We start from the raw sequence: 16,599 nt of genomic DNA, 5'->3' as shown, positions 1-16,599 counted from the left end.
GTTCGCAACGAGAACATCCTCGCCGCACTCAAGCGGCGAGGATGTTTGTTTACCGTCAGAATCAAGATCGGGGAGGCTGGCCGAGCGGCAGCTTCACGGTGAAGGTCGTGCCGATTCCCGGCGTGCTCGCCGCGCGGATGGTCCCCCCGTGCATATCGACGATCTTGCGTACGATGGACAGGCCAAGCCCGCTTCCGCCCGCGGAACGGTTCCGCGACTTGTCGACCTTGAAGAATCGCTCGAAGAGATGGGGGAGATGCTTCTCCTCGATGCCGATTCCGGTGTCCGCGAAGCTTACGACCGCATGAGCCTCCTGCTTCTCGAGCTTGATCGTCAGGCTGCCGGAAGGGGGGGTGAACTTGATGCTGTTATGGAGCAGATTGCTCCACGCCTGGTTCAGCAGCTCCTCGTCCGCGTGAATGACAACCTCATCAAGCTGGATGTCGAGCTCGAGCTGCTTGGCCTCCCACAGCGGCTCGCAGGAGAGGACCAGCTTGCGAAGCTGGCGGTCGAGCCGGTAGTCGTGAGGCTGGTACGGGTGATGGGCCGATTCCAGCGATGTCAGCTTCAGCAGATTGTCGCTGAGGCGCGAGAGGCGGTCGCTCTCGGTCTCGATAATCTCGAGGTAATGGGCGCGTTGCTCCGGCGAGAGATCGCCTCCTTGCAGCGCCTGCGCGAAGCCCTTGATCGCGGTAAGCGGCGACTGAATCTCGTGCGAGACGTTCGAGATGAATTCCTGCCGCATCTGCTCCATCTGCCCGAGCTCGTTCGCCATTCGGTTCAGGTTGTCGACCAGCACGGAGAATTGACCGGCGTACCGGGGGTGCGCTTCGAGTTTGATGTTGAAGTCCCCCTTGGCCATCCGCTGCATCGCGTCGATCATCAGCTTGAACATGTTGATCGCGTGCCGCTTGTCCCGCTTGAACAGCAAGCCGACAAGCTGGATGGCGAATCCGAACAGGAATAGCGCCATGACAATCGCGACATATTCGCGGAGCGTCGTATGCATTCGGGCAAAAATCCAGTATTGATCCAGGAACCGAGTCAAGTAGTGAGCCAACGTCCAGCAAAGCGAGAAGAAGGCGAAGAAGCCGAACGCGCCGAGCATCATGTGATACCACCGAGGCTGTCCGAGCTTCGGATGCCGCTCTCGGCGCTTCATCCGTTCCTCGATTCTCTTGCTGCGCTCTTCCATAATCTTGCGCTTGTTCTCGAGCTTCTGTTCGAGACGCCGCATCCGCCATTCTAGATGATCCCGATGCCGATCCCGCTTCAAGGGAGCACCTCCACTCGGTAGCCGAGCCCGCGGATGGTCGTGATGCGGAAGCCGTTGTCCTCTTCGGGGAACCGTTCGCGCAGCCTGCGAATATGAACGTCGACCGTCCGTTCGTCTCCCTCATAATCGTAGCCCCAGATCTGCTCGATCAGTTGCTCCCGCGAGAACGTCTTGCCCGGGTAGCTTCCCAGCTTGTGCAGCAGCTCGAATTCCTTGAGCGGCAGCGTGTGGGCGACGCCTCCGACGGTCAATTCGTACGTCTTGTGGTTCAATTGAACGCGTCCGAGCTGCAGCGTCTGCGAGATCGCGATGTTGTAGCGCCGCAGCAGCGCCTTCACGCGCATGACGAGCTCGACGGGTTCGAACGGCTTGACAAGATAGTCGTCCGTTCCGAGCTGGAATCCCTTCACCTTCTGCGAGGTCTCCCCCCGGGCCGTAAGCATAAGCAGCGGAAAATCATAATGGCTCTTAAGCTGCTCGCACAGCTCCCAGCCGTCCATGTTCGGCATCATGATATCGAGAATGGCGAGGTCCACCTGCGTCGACTCCAGGAGGGAGAGAGCTTCGACTCCGTCCGCCGCCTCGCGGATCTCGAACCCTTCCCGCTCCAGGAAGACGCGAACCAATTCCCGAATATGAGGATCATCGTCTACGATAAGCACTCTTGCCACGTTCAACCCGCCTCCTTCTGTCCTCTCCATCTCAATCCATCTGAATCCATCTCAATTCAAATCCATCATACCTCAGAACCCATCATGATTCACGAAGATGAACTGAATATGAATGGAGCGGTTCTATGCTACAATGGGAAAAAGAAAGGAGGAGCGAATTCACGTGACATCGAACAGCGGGCGACCGTCTCGCGGCCGATTCGCTCCGACGCCGTCCGGGCGAATGCATCTCGGGAACGCGTCCACGGCGCTTCTGGCCTGGCTGCAGCTCAGAGCTGCGGGAGGCGCGATGGTTCTGCGGATGGAGGACCTCGACCGGGCAAGATGCAAGCCGGCTTATGCGGAGCTATTAATAGAAGAGATGCGTTGGCTCGGCCTCGATTGGGACGAGGGACCGGATATCGGAGGGGCGTGCGGGCCGTATACGCAGAGCGAGCGGGACGAGCGATATCGGGAAGCGATCGCTCGGCTTCGCGGGGACGGTTGGCTCTATTCGTGCTATTGCAGCCGCGCGGAGCTGCTCCAGATGGCGAACGCGCCGCACGGCCTCGCTTCCGAAGGCGCCCCGGTCCGCTGCGGCTGCCGGGAGCTGTCGCCGGAAGAGCGGGAGAGGCGGGAGCGGATTAAAGCGCCATCCCTTCACTTCGCGATGCCGGAGCGGGATATCGGGTTCCGCGACGGCATCGCCGGAGAGCGGAGCTTCCGAAGCGCCGGAGACTTCGCGGTTGTGCGGGCGGACGGCGTCGTCGGCTACCAGCTCGCCGTCGTCGTGGACGATCTCGCGATGGGAATAACCGACGTGTTGCGCGGATGGGATCTGCTCGATTCGACGCCGCGGCAGCTTGCCTTGTTCGAGGCGCTCGGGGCGACCGCGCCGCGCTACGCGCACGGCCCGCTCTGGCTCGGCGACGACGGCAGCCGCCTGTCCAAGCGCCACGGCTCGGTGTCGCTGTCCGAGCTGAGGGCGGAGAGCGTCAAGGCGGAGGAGATCGTCGGACTGATCGCCTGGGCGACGGGGCTTATCCCGAAGCCGGAGGCAGCGAAGCCGGCAGAGCTGATTCCGGTCTGGTCGCCGGAGAAGGTCGCGCAAGAAGCGATCCGGCTTCCCGGCGACTGGATGGAGCGGCTGCGTTAACGGCAACGTTCGAGAGAGAGAAGGAGAGGAAGCTTGCTATGGAAGGAAAAGACGACGTTTGGGGAACGCCGCGGCTGACTCGCCAGATTGCTTTTCTCATGGAGATTGATCGCTTGAAGACGGTGCTGCGCCGCACGGTTCTCACCGACGGAAGCCGCCGGGAGAATACGGCCGAGCATTCGTGGCATATCGCGATGATGGCCATGACGCTGCACGAATACGTTGCCGAGCCGAAGCCCGACTTAAGCCACACGATCAAGCTGCTGCTTGTGCACGATATCGTGGAGATCGACGCGGGGGACACGTTCGCTTACGATACGCAAGGATATTCGGACAAGGAAGAGCGGGAGCAGGCGGCGGCCAGCCGGATCTTCGGTCTGCTGGAGGAAGATCAGGCGGCGGAGTACAGGAAGCTCTGGCGCGAATTCGAGGAGATGGACACAAGGGAGGCGCTGTTCGCGGCGGCGATCGACCGGCTGCAGCCGATGCTGCACAACTATTATACGGAAGGCTACAGTTGGAAGGAGAACGGCGTTCGCCATGCGCAGGCGCTCAGGCGAATCGGCTTCATCGACGGGGTGTCTCCCGTGCTCGCTTCCTTCATTCAAGAGCTGCTGCAGCGCGCCGTCGACCGAGGCTTCCTGGAGAGTTGAATCGGATTGCCCAAGGACAGTGGACAAGGACAGGTGATGCGAGATGCCGTATCTGATCGGCGAGAAGGTGATGCTGCGCGAATACCGGTACGAGGACCTGGTGCCGATTCGGGGGTGGGTCAACGATCCGGACGTCGTGGCGACGTTGTCGGACATCTTCCTGATGCCCCAGACGCTGGAGGCGACGGAATCGTTCCTGCAGGCGATGATGGAGCGCCAGCCGAACCGGGCCGGCTTCGTCATCGCCCATGCCGACACGCAGCTATATATCGGCCAGATCAATCTGGATTCCATCGATTGGAAGAATCGCGTCGGGCGGATCGGGATCGTGATCGGAAGCGTTCCGGAGCAGGGGCGCGGATATGGCTCGGAAGCGATGAGGCTGCTCATCGACTATTCGTTCCTCGATCTCGGACTGAATCGGCTCGAGCTTGAAGTGTACGACTTCAACGAGCGGGCGATTCGCTGCTACCGCTCATGCGGCTTCCGCGAGGAGGGGCGTCTGAGGGAGCGGGAATACAAGCGAGGCCGCTGCGTCGACGTTGTCGCGATGGGGCTGCTGCGGTCGGATTGGGAGGCCGCCGGAGGCGGGAACGAAGAGTAACAGAAGGAAGCGCCGCTCGGAGAGCCATCTTCGGGCCGGCGTTTTTTTTATCGTATTCGCGGTTGGCGTTCCATATAATTCTATCAATAGGATTTTGTGAGACCGGTTGGGGTTTGCTATAATGCTAGGATGCGAGGTTGATAGAGAGAAGAAGCGGGAGGAGATGTTCTTGTGATCAGAAGTTGGGGAAGTTGGGGCAGAACCGCCGTTATCGCCGCGATGGGAATGTCGCTCGTTCTGCCAGTGTCTCCGTTGTCTCCATTGTCGCCTTGGACCCCGTCGGCCGCTGCCGCCGGCGTCTCGGCAAGCGCTTCGGCCGCTGCCGCAAGCCAGGCGATCAAGATTGAGCTCGATCATTATGCGCTTCCGTTCGACTCGGCGCCGAGAATCGATAACGGCGTTACGCTTGTTCCGTTCCGCACGATTGCCGAGGCGCTTGGCATTACGGTAAGCTGGGATGCCGCGGCGAAGACGGTCGTGGCGGTCGGCAAGGATGCCGACGGCGCGACCGCCAAGGTCGTGCTGACGCTCGGCAAGAAGACCGCCGTAGTGAACGGGCAGGAGGTGGCTCTGACGGCGGCGCCGGTTCAGCAGCAAGGGCGGGTGCTCATCCCGATGGCGTTCTTCGGCCGGCAGTTCGGCGCGACCGTCGAATGGGACGGCGCGAGCAAGACGGTGAAGATTCAATCGCCGAAGCGGGAGATGCGCCTTATGGGGTATTATGCGATAAGCTCGTACGATCAGGTGAGCCGAATCGACAGCTTGAACGCGGTTGCGTTCGGCTGGAGCCAGATCGACACGTACGGCGCGTTCACGACGACGGAGAAGCCTTATCGGCTGCCGTTCGCAGACGGAGACGTGACGCCGGAGTCGATTGTGCAGCGGGCCGAAGACAGCTATCTGATGGTGTTCGGCGTGGACGGCCAGCGGCAGTTGACCAAGACGCTGACCGATGCGGCTGCGAAGGAAGCGTCCATCGAGCAGATGGTTGCGTTCGCGCAGGAGAAGGGCATCGGCGGCATCATGCTCGATTACGAAGGGCTTGGCTGGAAGGACGATTCCGCCACGGCGCAGAAGCAATTCAACGGCTACGTGTCGGCCCTGTCCGAACGTCTGAAGCAGGAGGGGCTTAAGCTGTCGCTTGTCCTGCAGCCGCTCAACGGGTCTTATAAAGGATATGATTACAAGACGCTGGCCGGTTATGCGGACGAGATCGTGATCATGGCTTACGCTTACGGAGAGGAGAAGCAGCCGGAGCCGCTCGCCAAGGTCGACGAAGCGATCCGTCTTGCGCTGGCGCAGGACGTCGCGAAGGAGAAGCTTATGCTGGCCGTCAATATGGACAACGAGAACGAGACGACGGTCGGGGACAAGATCGGCCTGGCCAAGCGCTACAGCCTGGCAGGCGTCGCATTCTGGAGGCTCGGCATCCTGACTCAAGCGGAGCTGAGCGCCATCGACGCCAGCGTGACGAAGATCGGAGGCTAACGGAATTGTGCTGAACGGAACGAGCATGGATACGATCATCGGGACGATTATGCAGCGATATGCCGCAGATGCGTCCTATGCGCTGACGGAAGGCGCATCCGGCTACAACAACACGACGAGGTACATCGAATGCGGCGGAGAGCGGTATGTAATGAGGATCTACGAGACGCACCGCGATTCGGCGAAAATCCGCTTCGAGCATTCCGTGCTGACCCTGCTGGGGAACAAGGAGCTTCCGTTCGGGGTGCCGCAGCCGGCAGCGCTATCGGATGGCAGCGGCAGCTTCCTTGAGCTGGAGGACGGGCGGTATGCCTGCCTGTTCCGTTATATGGACGGCGTTCGTCCGAACAGCCGTCTTCCTGCGGCCGCCGCAGCCGTCGGCGAGACGATCGGACGCTTGAGCCGGGCGCTGGCGGCTGCCGCGCCGGAGGAGGCTCCCGAGTATCCGCCGTACTACGAGATGGATCTCGCGCACCCGTCCTGCGGCCCGGAGGTCGTGGCCGGCTTCTGCCTCGCCCCGCCGGCGGAGTTCGCGGATCAGGCCGCCGCGCTGCGGACGATTCTCGGGGAGCTGGAACGCTTCCGCGCTTCGCTGCCGAGACTGCGGGAGCTCCCGCACCAGCTCGTTCACGGCGATGTGAACGATTCGAATCTGCTGGCCGCGCCGGACGACCCGGCTCGCATCGTCGCCGTGCTGGACTTCGAATTCGCCACGCGCGACCTGCGGGCGATGGAGCCGGCCGTCGTGCTGTCCGGCATGCTCGGGGACGAGGCGGCGGAACGAACGATTCCGGCGTTCCTCGCGGGCTTCGCAAGGCACGTCCGCTTGTCGGAGGAGGAAGCGGATGCGGTGCCGTCGCTGATCAAGCTGCGCAAGCTCGACGTCTTCGTGCACTTCCTGGGCCGCTATCTTGACGGGGTGGACGGGGCGGCGGTGCTGCGCGAGCAGATCGGGGATGCGGCCGCAGGGCTGATCGGGCTTGAGCGAACGGGAGAGCGGCTGGCGGAATGGTGCCGGCTCCTGACGGAATAAAGCAAAAGAAGACGGCTGCCGGATTAATCGGCTGCCGTCTTCGGCTTGTCGATCGCCTGTTCCATCGTCTTGTCCGTCAGGTGCGCGTAGATCTGCGTCGTCTCCGGGGAGGCGTGTCCAAGCTGCTCCTGGGTTTTGTACAAGTCGTTGCGCAGGTAGTAGTCGGTTGCGAACGAATGCCGCAGCTTATGGACGGACAAGTACGGCTTGCCGAATCGCTTCGCGTACTTGATGACCATCTCCTGGATCGCGCGTTTGGTCATTCTCGAGCCTTCTTTTTTGCCGTTGGCGATGGCGAGGAAGAGGGCTTTCTCGCGCCTTGGCGCCCGGTAGCGCAGGTCGCGAAGCTCCAGATACGCTTCGAGATCGCCGACGGCATCCTGGCGGAAGAAGACCGGCGTCTTGAACGTATCGTCATTCTTCCCTTTTCGGTACACGTAGAGCAGCTTTTTTTTCATATCCAGGTCGTCGACGTTCAGGTTCACCAGCTCCGATACCCGCAGCCCGGAATTAAGAATCAGGCTGACGATGCAGGCGTCGCGGATATGGTTGAGCTCGTGCGCGTGGAGCGCCTGCTTGTTCGTCGCCGCATCCTGGGCGTAATCGCTGTGAATGTAGCGGATGAACTCGGCGATCTCTTCCTCCTGCAGCAGCTTGCCTTCGAGCTTGGCCGCCGTGTCCTTCGGCTTGTGCGTGCGCTTGACGGACACCTTCGCCATGACGTTGCGCTTCAGCAGCGGATAGAAGTTCTCGTCCTCGGCGATCTGGCTCAAGTAGTGGAACAGCGAACGGAGGGAGGACAGCTTGCGCGAGATCGTCGTCCGGGTGTTCGGGCCGTCGGCCTTCGACGCCATGTGCATCCGGAACCCGTCGATGCTGTCCATGTGCAGCTTCTCGAGCGCCTCGATCGGAATGTCGCCGATCTTCGCCGCATCCGTCAGCCCTTCCCTCATCAGATAGGAGAAAAAAATCTCGTAATCCCGCACGTACTCCAGCAGAGACGAAGGGGAGAGATCCGGCAGCTTGTAATTGATGAACTTCTCGACGTACCAGGGCATGGACGGCACGCGCCGGTCAAGCTCTTCGCGGTCCTTCCTCTTCTGCAGATTCATTCGATCACCCACGCGGATTAATATTCCAGCCGATTGATATTCCAATAGTATAGCATGGAAGCGCCGGCCAATCGTTAATGATCTAAACTAATAGGCCGATTTGGCTGGGCTGGCTTCTTCCTGTATGATCGGATTAGGCAGGAGAACGCTGCTCTGATCCCCTGATCCGATGACTTCTGCGATTTTATGCGGTTTTTCACATTCGTTGGCTGGGTTGGGCGGGAATCGAGGCGTTTTATGCGATTTTTAGCATATATGCGGAGTTTGGGGCCGGAATTTCCTCCACGAATGCGAATTTTCGCATATAATCGGGCAAAGTGTTCGTTATCGGGCTTCGCCAATGTGGTTTTGCACATAAAATTCGGCGGCCATCGGCTCCGGCGGGTTCGACGAGGTCGGCAGGGGCGGGGTTCCCGATCGTTCAGTCCAATACATACATAATACGAAGAGAAAGGTGGAGGAGCACTATGGCCATCGTACAAGTAACGATCGTTCCGCTCGGAACGGGGAGCACAAGCGTCAGCGAGTATGTTGCGGCGGTGAAGAAGGAGCTGGACCAGGCGGCAGAGGAGATTCGCTACCAGCTTACGCCGATGAGCACGATTATCGAAGGGGAGCTGGACGATCTGCTCGCCGTCGTGAGGCGTCTGCATGAGGTGCCGTTCCGCGCAGGCGCGCTGCGGGTGTCGACAACCGTGACGATCGACGACAGGCGCGACAAGAAGGGCTCGATGCAGCAGAAGCTGGATTCCGTGGAGGAGAAGCTGCGGGAATAGGCGGCATGTAACTTTATGCCTCTCGCCGCCGTCTGATGGGTATCGACCGGGAAAGTCGATAGCTATCCAATAGAGAGGGGGCGGGGGCATGAGTGCGGGAAGGCTTGGGATCTGCGGGTTAATGGCGTTAATGATCCTGATCGTCAGCGGCTGCGACGGCGGTCTGCGCATGTTCTCTTCGGGCAAGCCCGATTATGTCTCGTTAAGCAGACAGCTCATGGGGCAGGGCTTCAAGGACACGCTGGCGAAGGAGCACGCGAAGGCGTTGAGCTCTTCGGCGATGGACGATTCGGTTCAATTGCAGGTGAGAAGACTCGGGGATGTGCGGGAGCCGCTGACCGAGAGCGATCTTAAGCAGGTGAAGCAGGCGATCTACGACAAGATCGGCTATACGTTCAAGCTGGAGCTCAGCGCTTACAACCTTGGCGATGTCTCCCATACGCAGGGCAGGGTGACGGCGATCGACGGCACCCGGCTGCTGATCGTCGACGAAGCGCGAACGATCGGCGCGGACAAGTCGCCGGATGCCGCATGGTACGACTTCGCGCTGCCGGATGCCAGCTTGCGGCTGGCGGAGGGGGACGAGATCGCGCTGGAGGAGATCGGGATCGGCTACCGGGTGCGGGCGTGGAGCGAAGGCTTGATGCTGACCAGCTATCCGGGGCAGACGGGAGGGCTTGCGCTGGACGTGCTGGACCGGGTGCCCGGCGAACCGGACTTGACCGGAGAGGTGGCCGAGGTCCGCCTGGCGTCTTCTCTGCAGGAAGAGAGTTATCTGCTTATTGGGGCGACCAAGGTCGTCTTGAGCGAATTCACCCAATATATAGTGTCGGGCGAGCCGGCGACCGCCGGGGAGGTTCGGGTCGGGGACGAGGTCGAGATTCGGACGACAGGACTACCCTCGGGCGTGCCCGGCGAGGTATACGCATCGCATGTGAAGACGATCTAGCGCCGTTTACGTCTATTTAACCTTCATTTAACAGAAAGCGGGAAGCCACACATCCCAATCGGGGAGCGGCTTCTTGCTTTTTTTGTTCATTTGTGTTGCTTTGACTGGAAGACAATAGAGTGATAAACTCATGTCTCGTGACCGGTTTCGGCGAATTAGGACTCGAGGCATATGGACAATTTTCTTGGAGCGGAAAGTGCGATAACCCGTTGACACCCACAAAATATTGATTTAAATTTAGTAATACGAACTAGATATAGTCGGTGTGAGTGCCTTGGCGTTCACCATCGCCCAAGGCATAAGAGGGAAGCCGGTTCGAATCCGGCGCGGTCCCGCCACTGTGACGGTAGAGTTCCTCCTCGTCTTGCTAGAGTCGCTTGGCTCCTGCCGGAGCCGCCGGACAAGAGGAATTCGGACACCTAAGCCAGAGACCCGCTCACGCCGAGAGACACAGCCACTCCTACGACGGATAGGAGCGTGTCCGATACGGTCCACCCAGGCATGAACAAGGAGCGATGCTCCTTATTAGCCATGGACGCGTTCGGCGATTGAATTCCAGATGTTGCCGAATGCGTCTTTTATTGTCAGAAGGGTAAGGAGCAGCATAAGGGTAAGAGATAGAGAGGAGACGAAGCCGTGCTTATCGCTTACGATTCCAAGACGGGCAATGTGAAGAGATTTATTCGCAAGTTGGACCTTCCCGCCGTTCAGATTGACGAACAGACCAAGCTGGACGAACCGTTCATACTCGTTACATACACTACGGGATTCGGTCAAGCCCCTGCGAAAGTCATGTCCTTCCTCCAGCGTAATCACGATCGCTTGCTCGGCGTCTCCGCCAGCGGCAACCGCAATTGGGGCGACGGCTTCGCGAAGAGCGCGGATATTATCTCCCAGAAGTACGGCGTTCCGGTTCTCATGAAGTTCGAGATGTCGGGAACGACCGTCGATGTGGAAAAATTCAAAAAAGAGGTGAGCCTCATTGCGGCATATTGAACTTAACAACCTGCTGATGCAGCGGGATTCCGAAGGCTTCTTCCAGTTGGACAAGGACCGTGAGGCGGTCGATTCCTTCATGGAAGAGGTCAAGCGCAAGAGCCTGATCTTCTCCTCGACGGCCGAGAAGGTTCGCTATATGATCGCCGAAGACTTCTATGATGACGTCTACGAGCAGTATTCCGAGTTCGAGGTCGAGAAGGTGTACGCCCTCGCCCATTCGTACGACTTCCAGTTCCAATCGTACATGGCCGCTTCCAAGTTCTATACGGACTACGCGGTGAAGAGCAACGACAAGTCGCTCTACCTGGAGCATTATCCGGATCGCGTGTCGATCGTCGCGCTCCACCTCGGACGCGGCAACGTGGACACGGCGCTGAAGCTGGCTTCCGCGATGATGGAGCAGCGCGTTCAGCCGGCGACCCCGACGTTCCTCAACGCGGGCAAGAGCCGCCGCGGCGAGCTCGTCTCCTGCTTCCTGCTCGAGATGGACGACGCGTTGAATTCGATCAACTACGTGCTCGGCACGTGCATGCAGCTCTCCAAGATCGGCGGCGGCGTCGCCGTGAACCTCTCGAAGCTGCGCGGACGCGGCGAGCCGATCAAGGGCGTCGAAGGCGCCGCGAAGGGCATCATGCCGGTTCTGAAGCTCATGGAGGATGCGTTCTCCTATGCGGATCAGATGGGGCAGCGCAAGGGCTCCGGCGCCGGCTACTACAATATCTTCGGCTGGGACGTCATGGAGTTCCTCGACAGCAAGAAGATCAACGCGGACGAGAAGACGCGCCTCAAGACGCTGTCGATCGGCCTGATCGTGCCGAACAAGTTCTACGAGCTGGCGGAGAAGAACGAGCCGCTTCACGTCTTCGCCCCGTATTCGGTCTATAAGGCGTTCGGCCAGCACCTCGACGACATGGATATCGACGAGATGTACGACACGCTGCTCGCCGATTCCCGCGTGAAGAAGAAGGTCGTCTTGAGCGCGCGCGACATGCTGACGAAGATCGCGACGATTCAGCTCGAGTCCGGCTATCCTTATATCATGAACCGTTCGAACGCGAACCGCGATCACGCGCTTAAGGGAATCGGCGCGATCAAGATGTCCAACCTGTGCACGGAGATCTTCCAGTTGCAGGAGACGAGCGAGATCGGCGACTACGGAATGCCGGACGTTATCCGCCGCGACATCAGTTGCAACCTCGCATCGCTGAACATCGCGAACGTCATGGATACCCGCAAGGTTCGCGCATCCGTTCACGAAGGCATCACGGCGCTCACCGCCGTCAGCGACATGTCGGTCGTCGCGAACGCTCCGGGCGTCGCGAAGGCGAACGAAGAGCTGCATTCCGTCGGCCTCGGCGCGATGAATCTGCACGGCTACCTCGCGAAGAACCGCATCGCTTACGAGAGCGCCGAAGCGCGCGACTTCGCACGCACGTTCTTCATGATGGTGAACTTCTATTCGATCGAACGAAGCATGGAGATCGCCCGGGAGAGAGGGGAGACCTTCGCCGGCTTCGAACGCTCGGAATATGCCAGCGGCGCGTACTTCGAACGATACCAATCGACGGATTACCGTCCGGCGACCGAGAAGGTCAAGGCGCTGTTCGAAGGCATAACGATCCCGTCTCCGCAGGATTGGGCGGAGCTGGGAGCAGCCGTGCAGAAGCATGGCCTGTACCACGCCTATCGCCTTGCGATCGCCCCGACGCAGAGCATCTCGTACGTCCAGAACTCGACGGCGAGCGTCATGCCGATCGTCGAGCCGATCGAGACGCGCACGTATGCGAACTCGACGACGTATTACCCGATGCCGTTCTTGGAGCGCGACAACTTCTTCTACTACAAGTCCGCGTACCAGATGGATCAGTTCAAGATCATCGACCTGATCGCGGAGATTCAAGCTCACGTCGACCAGGGCATCTCGACCGTTCTTCACGTCAACAGCGACGTGACGACGCGCGAGCTGTCGAGGTTCTACATCTACGCGGCCAAGAAGGGGTTAAAGTCCCTGTACTATACGCGGACAAACATTCTGTCCGTCGAGAATTGCGTCAGTTGCGCAGTCTAAGCTAAGCAATCGCTTGAGCCGCTTCTGCGCGGCCTGATGAGAGGGGACAATCAACCATGTGCGCAATGAAGGCCGTCAACTGGAACCGTCCAGAGGACGATTATACGAATATGTTCTGGAACCAGAACATCATGCAGTTCTGGACCGATGAAGAGATTCCGCTGTCGGACGACAAGATGGTATGGATGGAGATGAGCGAGGCGGAGCGCACGCTCTACAAGAAGGTGCTCGGCGGGCTGACGCTGCTCGATACCGTGCAGGGCGGCGTCGGCATGCCGAAGATTCTCGAGCACGTCGACGGCTTGCAGCGCAAGGCGGTGCTCGGCTTCATGGCGATGATGGAGCAGATCCACGCCAAGTCGTACAGCAGCATCTTCACGACGCTGGCCACGACGGAAGAGATCGATGCGGTGTTCCGTTGGGTCGAGGAGAACAAGCATCTGCAGATCAAGGCGGATACGATCTCCCAATATTACAAGAACATCGAGTCGCGCAAGGATCTGTACCTGGCGATGGCGGCTTCCGTTCTGCTCGAGAGCTACTTGTTCTACAGCGGCTTCTTCTACCCGCTGTATCTGGCCGGCCAAGGCAAGATGACGAGCAGCGGGGAGATTATCGACCTGATTCTTCGCGACGAGAGCATTCACGGCGTCTACGTCGGCCTGCTCGCGCAGGAGGTATTCGCGGAGCTGACCGAAGACGAGCAGAAGGATGCATCCGAGACGTTCCACGGCCTGCTGCAGTACTTGCACCAGAACGAGATGGACTACACGGACGAGCTCTATAAGGAGTTGGGTCTGGACGAGGAAGTCAAGACGTTCGTCCGCTACAACGCGAACAAGGCGATGATGAACCTCGGCCTCGAGCCGATCTTCCCTGTCGAAGAGGTCAATCCGATCGTCTTCAACGGCATCAGCACGAAGACGAAGCAGCACGACTTCTTCTCCAAGAAGGGCAACGGATACGTGCGCACGCTGAACGTCGAGCCGCTTACCGACGACGACTTCAAATTCAACTTCTAAATACGATAGACAAGAAGAACCGGCTTGCTCCCGATATCGGGGCAGCCGGTTCTTTGTTGTTCACTTGGTCTTGCCGGTCCCGTCCTCCACGTGGAAGTAGGATTCCAGGAACTCCACGAACGACCGGGACGCCTTCGGCAAGTATCGCTTGTCGTTCCAGGCAATGGCGAATTCCCGTTCGCAGTTCGGCCGCTCGATGCGGAGAAGCTTGACGGAGGCGTCCTCCGTCTGGCTCGGGTTGCGCGGGGTGAACGCGATGCCGAGTCCGGCCTGCACGAGGCTCCACAGCGCAGAAGGCTCATCCACCTCGCAGATGATCTGCCTCTCGATGCCGGCTTCCCGGCAGTAGCCGTCGTTCAGGTGCCGGAACGGGTGCTCCTCGTGATACTCGATAAACGCTTCGTTGCCCACCTCGGACAGGGATACGCTCGAACGCTCCGCGAGCGGGTGGCTCGCCGGAACCGCGAGGCACACTTCCGCCGTGAGCACGGTCAGCTCGCGAATCCACGGCTGCTTCAACGACACGGCGGTAAAGATAAGGTCGACCTCGCCGCGATCCAGCAAGGAGATCATCTCGTTCGAGGCGGCGGGAGGGATCTGCACGACGCGGAACAGCATCTCCGGGTACGCCTCGCGGAAGGCGCTGATCGAGGAGGAGAGGCGGCTTAGCGTCGGCGTGGCGAGCCGGATCGTGCCTTGCTCCGCGCCCGCCATATCCGCCAGCTCCCGGCGGCCTTCCTCAAGCGCGTTAAGCGCCGTCTCCACCTGGCCGAGGAACGCGCGCCCGAAGCGATTCAAGCGAATCTGGCGGTTCTGGCGATCGAACAAGGGCACGCCGAGATCGGCTTCCAGCCGGGAGATCGTCTTGCTTAACGCCGGCTGGGCAATCCGCAATTGCTCGGCCGCCTTCGTCATATGCTCAAGCTTCGCCACCGTTCGGAAGTAGGTTAATTGCAGCAGCTCCATTTTCGGCCCCATGCCTCCCATCATCGTTCATTGATATACCAAAGGATATCACTATATATAATAATATATATTATACATTATGAATGTGGAAAGCTATAGTAGAGGAGGAAAAGCAATTCAGGAGCCATTCGGGAGGGATCACAATGAGAAACGGCGATATTCTGATTAAAATTCTTGCGGTTACGCTTGTCCTCTCTTCGATGAGCGCAACGATGTTCAATATCGTTCTGCCGGAGATTCGGGTCGACTTCGGTCTCACGGTGGCGCAGGTAAGCTGGGTATCGACCGTCTACCTGCTCATCTATGCGGTCGGCTCGGTGCTGTACGGCAAGCTGCTCGACCGTTACCCGGCGAAGCAACTGATTACGGCCGGCTTGCTCGTATTCGCGGCGGGTTCGCTGCTCGGCCTGCTCGCGACGTCGTTCGCGTTCGTTCTGTCGGCGAGAATTCTGCAAGCGATCGGCGCATCCGTCGTGCCGGCGCTGGCGATGATGATTCCGGTTCGTTACTTCCCGCCGGAGCGGCGGGGGAGGGCGCTTGGCATCTCGGCTACCGGGCTTGCGCTCGGCAATGCGATCGGACCGGTCGTCTCGTCGCTGCTCGTCTCGTTCGTTCATTGGCGATGGCTGTTCGCGATTCCGCTGCTTATCTTGTTTACGCTGCCGTTCTACCGGAAGCATCTCGCGGAAGAGCCGAAGGTAGAGACGCGCATCGATTGGCTGGGAGGCGGACTGCTGGCGGGGACGGTCGCTCTGCTGCTGCTCGCGATCACGCAAGGAAGCGCGATTCTCGGGGCCGGCAGCGCCGCTGCCCTGCTGCTGTTCGCCTGGAGAATTCGCAGCGCGAGCGCTCCGTTCATTGCGAGAACGCTGCTCCGGGATCGGGTTTATTTAATGGGGTTAACGATCGCCGCTCTCGTCATGAGCGTCAGCTATGCGCTGCCGTTCCTGACGCCTCAACTGCTCGCCGACATCAATCGGTTGGAGTCCGGCTGGATCGGCTTCGTAATGGTTCCGGGCGCCTGCGTATCCGCTTATCTGGGACGCAAGGTCGGGAAGCTGGCGGATGTGAAGGGCAATCCGTTCGTGTACCATTGCGCCTTCGCGCTGCTGTTCAGTTGTTTCCTCGCGTTATCGTTCTTCGTCGGAAGTCCCGCCGTCGTCATCGGCTTTATTTACATGCTGGGAACGGTCGGACAGATGTTTATGCAGATTGCCCTGTCGAACACGATCTCCCGCAGCATTCCGAAGGAGCAGGTCGGCGTCGGCATGGGAATGCTGACGCTCGGCAACTTCCTGTCCGGGGCGATTGCGACAAGTGTCTTCGGCAAGGTCATCGATCATGGGGCGGTCACGCCCTGGATTCCGTGGCAATCGCACGAGACGGCATTCGTCTTCAGCAATCTGTACCTGGTGCTCGCCGCCGCGCATATCGGTATTCTGCTCCTGTACCGAAGCGTGTTCGTCTCAAGGAGGAAGTCGCGTTCGGCGGCTCCGATCCAGGCGTAGAATCAGGCATTGACGCGCAAAACGACGATAATCGAACCAAACATAAGAGCCGAGGGCGTGTAAACGCTTAACCGAATAAGGGGAATGTCAGCCTCGTGCAATTCTGCCGGATATCGGTTTTGGCAAGCGGGGATAGTTGCAGTATGATCATCTCCGTAGTTCAAATATTCGTAATCGCTGAATCTCCGCGAAGGAGATCGGGGGAACCAATCGCGGCGAGCATTCGTCGCGCGGGGTGAATCGGCGGCGCAGCCATGCCATGCGTCTGCCGTAGGGCGACTCTAATCGCCCGAATCCGTCAGCTAACCTCGTAAGCGTCGTTAGAGAGGGTGACACAGC

The 16,599-nt window shown here is 59.6% G+C and carries 15 protein-coding genes and 2 riboswitches; of the genes, 11 read left to right on the top strand and 4 right to left on the bottom strand.

Translation table 11 applies throughout. From position 1 onward, the window contains the following. Nucleotides 1-61: 61 nt before the first annotated feature. The gene (locus E6C55_RS11880) at nucleotides 62-1,276 is read right to left on the bottom strand and encodes a sensor histidine kinase (RefSeq protein ID WP_230986661.1); all 1,215 of its coding nucleotides are present in this window, start codon (nucleotides 1,274-1,276) and stop codon (nucleotides 62-64) included. Further along, the gene (locus E6C55_RS11875) at nucleotides 1,273-1,947 is read right to left on the bottom strand and encodes a response regulator transcription factor (protein ID WP_136370015.1); all 675 of its coding nucleotides are present in this window, start codon (nucleotides 1,945-1,947) and stop codon (nucleotides 1,273-1,275) included. The genes E6C55_RS11880 and E6C55_RS11875 overlap by 4 nt, the downstream gene beginning before the upstream one ends. A gap of 163 nt (nucleotides 1,948-2,110) precedes the next feature. Here E6C55_RS11875 and gluQRS point away from each other — a divergent pair, with 163 nt between their 5' ends. The 5 genes from gluQRS to E6C55_RS11850 all read left to right on the top strand — a co-directional run bounded on the left by gluQRS (nucleotide 2,111) and on the right by E6C55_RS11850 (nucleotide 6,860). Then, on the top strand, nucleotides 2,111-3,082 hold the full coding sequence (gluQRS, locus tag E6C55_RS11870; RefSeq protein WP_330999622.1) for a tRNA glutamyl-Q(34) synthetase GluQRS: 972 nt from the start codon (nucleotides 2,111-2,113) through the stop codon (nucleotides 3,080-3,082). Between the two features lie 38 nt (nucleotides 3,083-3,120). Then, nucleotides 3,121-3,735: an HD domain-containing protein gene (locus E6C55_RS11865; protein WP_136370013.1), complete on the top strand. Its 615-nt coding sequence runs from the start codon at nucleotides 3,121-3,123 to the stop codon at nucleotides 3,733-3,735. Between the two features lie 43 nt (nucleotides 3,736-3,778). Further along, the gene (locus E6C55_RS11860; RefSeq protein ID WP_136370012.1) at nucleotides 3,779-4,339 is read left to right on the top strand and encodes a GNAT family N-acetyltransferase; all 561 of its coding nucleotides are present in this window, start codon (nucleotides 3,779-3,781) and stop codon (nucleotides 4,337-4,339) included. Between the two features lie 171 nt (nucleotides 4,340-4,510). Beyond that, on the top strand, nucleotides 4,511-5,827 hold the full coding sequence (locus tag E6C55_RS11855; protein ID WP_230986659.1) for a stalk domain-containing protein: 1,317 nt from the start codon (nucleotides 4,511-4,513) through the stop codon (nucleotides 5,825-5,827). A 7-nt stretch (nucleotides 5,828-5,834) separates the two neighbouring features. Beyond that, on the top strand, nucleotides 5,835-6,860 hold the full coding sequence (locus E6C55_RS11850) for a phosphotransferase (protein WP_136370011.1): 1,026 nt from the start codon (nucleotides 5,835-5,837) through the stop codon (nucleotides 6,858-6,860). Between the two features lie 23 nt (nucleotides 6,861-6,883). Here E6C55_RS11850 and xerS read toward each other — a convergent pair whose 3' ends face one another. Continuing rightward, nucleotides 6,884-7,972, bottom strand: coding sequence for a tyrosine recombinase XerS (gene xerS, locus E6C55_RS11845; RefSeq protein WP_136370010.1), 1,089 nt, complete (start codon nucleotides 7,970-7,972; stop codon nucleotides 6,884-6,886). Nucleotides 7,973-8,439: 467 nt separating this feature from the next. Between xerS and E6C55_RS11840 the strand changes: the two genes are divergently transcribed. The 5 genes from E6C55_RS11840 to nrdF all read left to right on the top strand — a co-directional run bounded on the left by E6C55_RS11840 (nucleotide 8,440) and on the right by nrdF (nucleotide 13,786). Continuing rightward, a complete protein-coding gene (locus E6C55_RS11840) occupies nucleotides 8,440-8,748 on the top strand; it encodes an MTH1187 family thiamine-binding protein (RefSeq protein WP_136370009.1) in 309 nt (102 codons plus the stop codon). Nucleotides 8,749-8,836: 88 nt separating this feature from the next. Then, nucleotides 8,837-9,697 carry a hypothetical protein gene (locus tag E6C55_RS11835; protein ID WP_136370008.1) on the top strand — a complete coding sequence of 287 codons (861 nt, stop codon included), beginning with the start codon at nucleotides 8,837-8,839 and terminating at the stop codon, nucleotides 9,695-9,697. Nucleotides 9,698-9,947: 250 nt separating this feature from the next. After that, nucleotides 9,948-10,151, top strand: a riboswitch (cobalamin riboswitch). 182 nt (nucleotides 10,152-10,333) lie between these two features. Next, nucleotides 10,334-10,693, top strand: coding sequence for a class Ib ribonucleoside-diphosphate reductase assembly flavoprotein NrdI (gene nrdI / locus E6C55_RS11830; RefSeq protein WP_136370007.1), 360 nt, complete (start codon nucleotides 10,334-10,336; stop codon nucleotides 10,691-10,693). Beyond that, a complete protein-coding gene (gene nrdE, locus E6C55_RS11825) occupies nucleotides 10,680-12,764 on the top strand; it encodes a class 1b ribonucleoside-diphosphate reductase subunit alpha (RefSeq protein ID WP_136370006.1) in 2,085 nt (694 codons plus the stop codon). The genes nrdI and nrdE overlap by 14 nt, the downstream gene beginning before the upstream one ends. A gap of 56 nt (nucleotides 12,765-12,820) precedes the next feature. Further along, nucleotides 12,821-13,786, top strand: a complete 966-nt coding sequence (gene nrdF, locus E6C55_RS11820; protein ID WP_136370005.1) for a class 1b ribonucleoside-diphosphate reductase subunit beta — start codon at nucleotides 12,821-12,823, stop codon at nucleotides 13,784-13,786. A gap of 60 nt (nucleotides 13,787-13,846) precedes the next feature. Here nrdF and E6C55_RS11815 read toward each other — a convergent pair whose 3' ends face one another. Then, nucleotides 13,847-14,752: a LysR family transcriptional regulator gene (locus tag E6C55_RS11815; protein WP_136370128.1), complete on the bottom strand. Its 906-nt coding sequence runs from the start codon at nucleotides 14,750-14,752 to the stop codon at nucleotides 13,847-13,849. Nucleotides 14,753-14,895: 143 nt separating this feature from the next. On the opposite strand from E6C55_RS11815, the gene E6C55_RS11810 reads away from it, so the two are divergent. Further along, the gene (locus E6C55_RS11810; protein WP_136370004.1) at nucleotides 14,896-16,260 is read left to right on the top strand and encodes an MFS transporter; all 1,365 of its coding nucleotides are present in this window, start codon (nucleotides 14,896-14,898) and stop codon (nucleotides 16,258-16,260) included. A gap of 165 nt (nucleotides 16,261-16,425) precedes the next feature. Then, nucleotides 16,426-16,593: riboswitch (cyclic di-AMP (ydaO/yuaA leader) on the top strand. Nucleotides 16,594-16,599: the final 6 nt, after the last annotated feature.

The organism is Cohnella fermenti (assembly GCF_004801405.1).
Taxonomy (GTDB): Bacteria; Bacillota; Bacilli; order Paenibacillales; family Paenibacillaceae; genus Cohnella; species Cohnella fermenti.
This window is presented reverse-complemented; position numbering and strand designations above follow the sequence as displayed.